5 protein-coding genes and 1 pseudogene are annotated in these 6,749 nt (G+C 73.7%); 5 read left to right on the forward strand and 1 reads right to left on the reverse strand.

Translation table 11 applies throughout. The annotated features are described in order from the left end of the window. From KIK08_RS36015 to KIK08_RS36030, 4 genes are all read left to right on the forward strand, one after another. Positions 1–128 (forward strand): integrase core domain-containing protein (locus KIK08_RS36015; RefSeq protein WP_214407802.1); only part of this gene is annotated, 128 nt, incomplete at its 5' end. 16 nt (positions 129–144) lie between these two features. Next, positions 145–1,692 (forward strand): carboxyl transferase domain-containing protein, encoded by a 1,548-nt coding sequence (locus KIK08_RS36020; RefSeq protein ID WP_214407797.1) that lies wholly within the window; start codon positions 145–147, stop codon positions 1,690–1,692. A gap of 138 nt (positions 1,693–1,830) precedes the next feature. Beyond that, on the forward strand, positions 1,831–3,807 hold the full coding sequence (locus KIK08_RS36025) for an acetyl/propionyl/methylcrotonyl-CoA carboxylase subunit alpha (RefSeq protein WP_214407798.1): 1,977 nt from the start codon (positions 1,831–1,833) through the stop codon (positions 3,805–3,807). Then, on the forward strand, positions 3,804–4,958 hold the full coding sequence (locus KIK08_RS36030) for an acyl-CoA dehydrogenase family protein (RefSeq protein WP_214407799.1): 1,155 nt from the start codon (positions 3,804–3,806) through the stop codon (positions 4,956–4,958). Before KIK08_RS36025 ends, KIK08_RS36030 begins: the two co-directional genes overlap by 4 nt. Before the next feature lie 182 nt (positions 4,959–5,140). Here KIK08_RS36030 and KIK08_RS36035 read toward each other — a convergent pair. Continuing rightward, positions 5,141–5,923, reverse strand: a pseudogene (locus KIK08_RS36035) (APH(3'') family aminoglycoside O-phosphotransferase); the annotation flags it as partial. 223 nt (positions 5,924–6,146) lie between these two features. On the opposite strand from KIK08_RS36035, the gene KIK08_RS36040 reads away from it, so the two are divergent. After that, positions 6,147–6,536 (forward strand): hypothetical protein, encoded by a 390-nt coding sequence (locus KIK08_RS36040; RefSeq protein ID WP_214407801.1) that lies wholly within the window; start codon positions 6,147–6,149, stop codon positions 6,534–6,536. Positions 6,537–6,749: the final 213 nt, after the last annotated feature.

A 6,749-nucleotide genomic window follows, 5' to 3' on the forward strand; every position in this document is an offset into this window, starting at 1 on the left:
GCGAGTCGCAGCGACGAAAGGCCCTACCGGGCTGGATCCACGAGTACAACCATCACAGACCCCACACCGCCATCGGACGGGTCCCGCCCATCACCAGGTTGACCAACCTGTCCGGTCAGTACAGCTAACCGAGGAGTCCGGGCCGTGACGACCACCAGTCCCGCCCCCGCCGCGACCGGCCACGCCGCCGCGCACCGGGAGCTCGTCGCCGACCTGCGGGCCCAGCTCGCCGCCGCGCGGCAGGGCGGCCCCGAGCGCGCCCGCGCCCGCCACGTCGAGCGGGGCAAGATGCTCCCGCGCGACCGCGTCGACTCGCTGCTCGACCCGTCGTCGCCGTTCCTGGAGCTGTCGCCGCTGGCCGCGCACGGCCTCTACGACGGCGAGGCCCCCGGCGCCGGGATGATCACCGGCGTCGGCCGGGTGGCCGGGCGGGAGTGCGTCGTCGTCGCCAACGACGCCACCGTCAAGGGCGGCACCTACTACCCCATGACGGTCAAGAAGCACCTGCGCGCGCAGGAGGTGGCCCTGCACAACCGGCTGCCCTGCATCTACCTCGTCGACTCCGGCGGCGCCTACCTCCCCGAGCAGGACAGCGTCTTCCCCGACCGCGAGCACTTCGGCCGGATCTTCTACAACCAGGCCACCATGTCCGGGCTGGGCATCCCGCAGATCGCCGCCGTCATGGGCTCGTGCACGGCGGGCGGGGCGTACGTGCCGGCGATGAGCGACGAGGCCGTCATCGTCCGCGACCAGGGCACGATCTTCCTGGGCGGCCCCCCGCTGGTGAAGGCGGCCACCGGCGAGGTCGTCACGGCCGAGGAGCTGGGCGGCGGCGAGCTGCACTCGCGCGTCTCCGGCGTCACCGACCACCTGGCCACCGACGACGCGCACGCCCTGCGGATCGTCCGCGGCATCGTCGGGACGCTCGGCCCGCGCGCGCCGCGCCCGTGGGACGTCGTCCCCACCGAGGCGCCGCTGGAGGACCCGGCCTCGGTCTACGACGTCGTCCCCACCGACTCCCGCACCCCCTACGACGTGCGCGAGGTGCTCCGCCGCGTCGTCGACGGGTCGCGGTTCCAGGAGTTCAAGTCCGAGTACGGCACGACCCTGGTCACCGCGTTCGCCCGCATCCACGGCCACCCCGTCGGGATCGTGGCCAACAACGGCATCCTGTTCTCCGAGTCGGCGCTCAAGGGCGCGCACTTCATCGAGCTGTGCGACCAGCGCGCCATCCCGCTGGTGTTCCTGCAGAACATCTCCGGGTTCATGGTCGGGCGTGAGTACGAGGCGGGCGGGATCGCCAAGAACGGCGCCAAGATGGTCACGGCCGTGGCGTCCACCCGGGTCCCGAAGCTGACGGTCATCATCGGCGGCTCGTTCGGCGCCGGGAACTACTCGATGTGCGGGCGGGCGTACTCGCCGCGGTTCCTGTTCATGTGGCCGAACGCGCGGATCTCGGTGATGGGCGGCGAACAGGCCGCCACCGTGCTCTCGACGGTCGGCTCCGGTGCCGACCCGGACGCCATCCGCGCCCAGTACGAGACCCAGGGCCACCCCTACTACTCGACGGCCCGCCTCTGGGACGACGGCGTCATCGACCCGGCCGACACCCGCACGGTCCTGGGCCTGTCCCTCTCCGCCGCCGCCAACGCCCCGCTGGCCGCCCCGGCCTTCGGCGTCTTCCGGATGTGATCCCCGTGCCCACCCCCGCCGCCCTGACCGCCGTGTCGTGCGCCCCCGCTGGAGTTCAGGAAAGCCACGATGCTGCCCTCTGGGGGCAGCATCGTGGCTTTCCTGAACCACCGGTGGGGCCCGGAGGAGGGGGAGCGCGTGTTTGAGACGGTGCTCGTGGCCAACCGCGGCGAGATCGCGGTGCGGGTGATCCGGACCCTGCGGCGGATGGGGATCCGCAGCGTCGCCGTGTACTCCGACGCCGACGCGCGGGCCCCGCACGTCGCCGCGGCCGACCTGGCCGTGCGGATCGGCCCGGCCCCGGCCGCGCGGAGCTACCTGTCGATCGAGGCGATCCTCGGCGCCGCCCGGGCGACCGGCGCCGAGGCGATCCACCCCGGCTACGGCTTCCTGTCCGAGAACACCGCGTTCGCCGCGGCCTGCGCCGAGGCCGGGATCGTGTTCGTGGGCCCGCCGACCGCGGCCATCGAGGCGATGGGCGACAAGATCGCGGCGAAGGCGACCGTGGCCAAGGCCGGGGTGCCGGTCGTGCCCGGCTCGGACGGCGCCGGGCTGTCCGACCAGGAGCTGGCGCTGGCCGTCGAGCAGGTCGGCTTCCCGGTGCTGCTCAAGCCGTCCGCGGGCGGTGGCGGCAAGGGCATGCGCGAGGTGCGCGACGCCGCCGGGCTGGCCGAGGCCATCGCGAGCGCCCGGCGGGAGGCCCGCGCCTCCTTCGGCGACGACACGCTGCTGGTCGAGCGGCTGGTCACGACCCCGCGCCACATCGAGGTGCAGGTGCTGGCCGACACCCACGGCAACGTCATCCACCTCGGCGAGCGGGAGTGCAGCCTGCAGCGCCGCCACCAGAAGATCGTCGAGGAGGCGCCGTCGGCGTTGCTGACGGTCGAGCAGCGCGAGCGGATGGGCGCGGCCGCGGTGGAGGCGGCCCGCGCGGTCGGCTACGCCGGTGCCGGGACCGTCGAGTTCATCGTCGGCGCCGACCGGCCCGACCAGTTCTTCTTCCTGGAGATGAACACCCGGCTGCAGGTCGAGCACCCGGTGACCGAGGAGGTCCACGACATCGACCTGGTCGAGGCGCAGCTGCGCGTGGCGGCGGGCGAGGAGCGGCCGTGGCCGCTGCACGTGCGGGCCCGCGGGCACGCCGTCGAGGCCCGCCTGTACGCGGAGGACCCGGCGGAGGGCTTCCTGCCCACGGGTGGGCGCGTGCTGGCCCTGCGCACCCCCGCCGGCGTGCGCGTCGACTCGGGCGTCGAGGTCGGCACGGTCGTCGGCAGCGACTACGACCCGATGCTGGCCAAGGTGATCGCCTGGGGCCACGACCGGGCCGAGGCGCTGAGCAGGCTGGACGCCGCGCTGCGCGACACCGTGCTGCTCGGTGTCGGCACCAACACCGCGTTCCTGCGCGCCCTGTTGGCCGACCCGGACGTGCGGGCCGGGCGGCTCGACACCGGGCTGGTCGGCCGCCGGGTCGACGAGTGGACCGCCGCGGAACCGCCCGACGACGTGCTGGTCGCCGCGGCCGTGCACGCCCTGCTGGAGCTGGAGCCGGCGGGGCCGGTGGTCGACCCGTTCGACGTGCCGGGCGGCTGGCGGGTCGGCGAGCCGGCCTGGGTGGGCTGGCAGATGGCGGTGTCCGGGCGCGAGCCGGTCGCGGTGCGGGTGCGGGGCCGGGGTGGCGACGCCGTCTGCCGCGTCGGCGACGGGCCGGAGCGCCGGTGCTCGGGCGCGCTGTCGGGCGACCGGCTCACCGTCACCGTCGACGGCCTCACCCGCGCCTACACCACCGCCCGCGACGGCGAGGTGCTCTGGCTCGGTAGGGACGGCGCGGCGTGGGCCGTGCGCGAGCGCCCCCCGCTGGAGGCGGCCGCGGCGGCGGCGGAGGGCGCGGGGGGACCGGTGCGCTCCCCGATGCCCGGCACGGTCACGGTCGTCGAGGCCGCCGTCGGACAGACCGTCGCGGCGGGCGACCGGCTGGTCGTCGTGGAGGCGATGAAGATGGAGCACGTGCTCACCGCCCCGGTGGACGGGGTGGTCCGCGAGCTCGCCGCGGCGGTCGGCGCGACCGTCGCGAAGGACCAGGTGCTGGTCGTCGTCGAGCCCTCGGAAGGGGAATGACAGTGGACCTGGAGCTGAGCGAGGAGCACGCCGCGCTGCGGGCGACGGTCGAGGACTTCGCCCGCAAGGAGGTCGCCCCGGTCATCGGCGACCTCTACGAGCGCGGCGAGTTCCCGTACGACCTGGTCGCGAAGATGGGCGCGATGGGCCTGTTCGGGCTGCCCATCGCCGAGGAGTACGGCGGCATGGGCGGCGACTACTTCGCCCTCTGCCTGGCGCTGGAGGAGCTGGCCAGGGTCGACTCGTCGGTGGCGATCACCCTGGAGGCCGGGGTCTCGCTGGGCGCCATGCCGATCTACCGGTTCGGCACCGAGGAGCAGAAGCGCCAGTGGCTGCCGGCGCTGGCGGCGGGCGAGCGGCTGGGCGCGTTCGGGCTCACCGAGCCCGGCGGCGGGTCGGACGCGGGCGCCACCCGCACCACCGCCACCCCGGACGGCGACGAGTGGGTGGTCAACGGGTCGAAGGCGTTCATCACCAACTCCGGCACCGACATCACCAGCCTGGTCACCGTGACCGCGGTCACCGGGAAGGCCGCCACCGGGCACAAGGAGATCTCGGCGATCCTCGTCCCGGCCGGCACGCCGGGGTTCACCGTGTCGGAGAAGTACTCGAAGGTCGGGTGGAGCGCCTCGGACACCCGCGAGCTGTTCTTCGACGATGTCCGGGTGCCGGCGGCCAACCTGGTCGGCGAGCTCGGTCGCGGCTACGCCCAGTTCCTGTCGATCCTGGACGAGGGCCGCGTGGCGATCGCGGCGCTGTCGGTCGGGCTGGCCCAGGGCTGCGTCGACGAGTCGGTGCGCTACGCCCACGAGCGCCACGCGTTCGGCAGCCCGATCGGCAGCTACCAGGCCATCCAGTTCAAGATCGCCGACATGGAGGCGCGGGCGCACACCGCCCGGCTGGCCTACTACGCGGCGGCGGCGAAGATGCTGCGCGGCGTGCCGTTCAAGAAGGAGGCCGCGATCGCGAAGCTGGTGGCGTCCAACGCGGCGATGGACAACGCCCGCGACGCGACCCAGGTCTTCGGCGGCTACGGCTTCATGAACGAGTTCCCGGTCGGGCGGTTCTACCGCGACGCGAAGATCCTGGAGATCGGCGAGGGCACCTCGGAGGTGCAGCGGATGCTGATCGCCCGCCAGCTCGGTCTCTAGCCGGGTGACCACAGAGGTCCCCCGGCTGTCTTCGCAGGGGCGGTGTGGTCGGCGCAGGGTGCACAGCACCTGCGAGGACTACGGGGACCCTGCGAAGACGGCGTTGACTCGCCGCTCTGGGCCGGCGGGCGACGACCGGTCGCCCGCTCCGGGCGCACACCGCGCACGCCCCACTCGGCGGCCCAGGTCAGCGGGTCGAGGCGCAGGTAGAAGCGCAGCCGCTCGGGGTCGACGCGCGCCCGGTAGGTCTCGACCAGGAGTTCGTCGGCCCGGCGCTCGTCGTCGCCGGTCCAGCTCTCGCGGGCGTTCGCGGTGAGCAGGGCCAGGTCGGCGTGCCGGTCGGCGACGCCCAGCCGGCCCAGGTCGATCAGGCCGGTGCAGCGCAGCGTGTCGGGGTCGACCAGCAGGTTCGGCAGGCACGCGTCGCCGTGGCAGACCACCAGGTCGTCGACCTCCTGGGCGAGCCGGAGGTCGGACTCCCGGAGCAGGCCCGCGAGCAGTTCCGGCGGTGGGACACCCCGCTGCTCGTCGGTCAGGAAGTCCGGGTCGACCGCGTCGCGCCGCACGACGTCCTCGGCGGTGCGCAGCATCCGCGGCAGCCTGCGCTCGAAGGGGCACTCCGCGGCCGGTAGCTCGTGCAGGCGCCGCAGCGCCCCGATGAGCCCCGGCCAGGCGCGCAGCAGGACGGCCGAGGGCAGTTCGCTCGCCGGGACGCCGGGGACGGCCGTGGTCACCAGGCAGGCGCCGGACGCGGACGACGTCCAGCCGACGACCGCCGGGCAGCCGATCCCGGTCCCGGACAGCCACCGCACGCGGTCGCGCTCGGCGCGCAGGTCGTCGACGCCGTGCGGGCCGACGCACTTGGCGTAGACGGCGCCGTCGTCGCGGCGGAACACCGCGGCCCCGGACTCCCCGCTCGACACCGCGGTCCACCTGGCGGAGGCGGGCGGCTCCATGATCGCCATGCCGTCCACCGTGCCAGCCGGCGAGGAGGTTCAGGCGTCGGCGCGGGATCCGGTCGGCCACATCCCGGGTGCGCAGCACGGGCCGGACCGACAGTCGCTCCGGTTCGGGCCGGTGCCGTGCGGGCGGCCATCCCGCCCGCGTCCTCGAACGTGCTCACCCTTCCGCCGCCGCTTCCCGGTTCGCGGTAGCGTCCGCGCGTCGGGCGAAACGGAAGGTGGGCCGGTGGCCAGCTGGGACGATCTGAACTCCTTCGTGCGGATCCGGTACGAGATCATGAAGCAGGCCGATGCCGAGCTGTGGTTCAACCTGCCGACGACCGGCGAGCGCTCGCAGATCGTGGCCGTGCGGCTGGTGACCGGCGAGGACGACCACCCGTGGGCGCAGATCACCTCGCCGGTCGGCTACACCAAGGACATCGACCTGACCACGCTGCTGGTGCGCGCGGGCGAGTGCGTGGTCGGTGGCGTGGTGGACGAGAACGGCCTGGCCCTGTACCGCCACTCGGTCCCGCTCGGCGACACCGAGCTGACCGGCTTCGACCGGGCGTTCCGGTTGGTCGTGGACGTCGCCGACCGCCTGGAGCTGGAGCTGACCGGCGCCGACGAGCACTGACCCCACCGTCGAGAACGAAGTTGCTGTCGGTTGGACCGGTCCACAATCACGACAACTTCGTTCTCGACGGGACCGGGACGGTCGGAACTGTCATCCCTGAAGGAGCGGGGCCGGTCAACCCCCTGTTCTTGCTGTTGATCTTTGTTCTGGGGGTTCTCCGCCGGGTTCTGGGCGCGTCGAGGTAGGCGGCGGGGTCAAGGAGCGCCCGTCAGG

The sequence above is a fragment of the Pseudonocardia lacus genome (assembly GCF_018531445.1).
Taxonomy (GTDB): Bacteria; Actinomycetota; Actinomycetes; order Mycobacteriales; family Pseudonocardiaceae; genus Pseudonocardia; species Pseudonocardia lacus.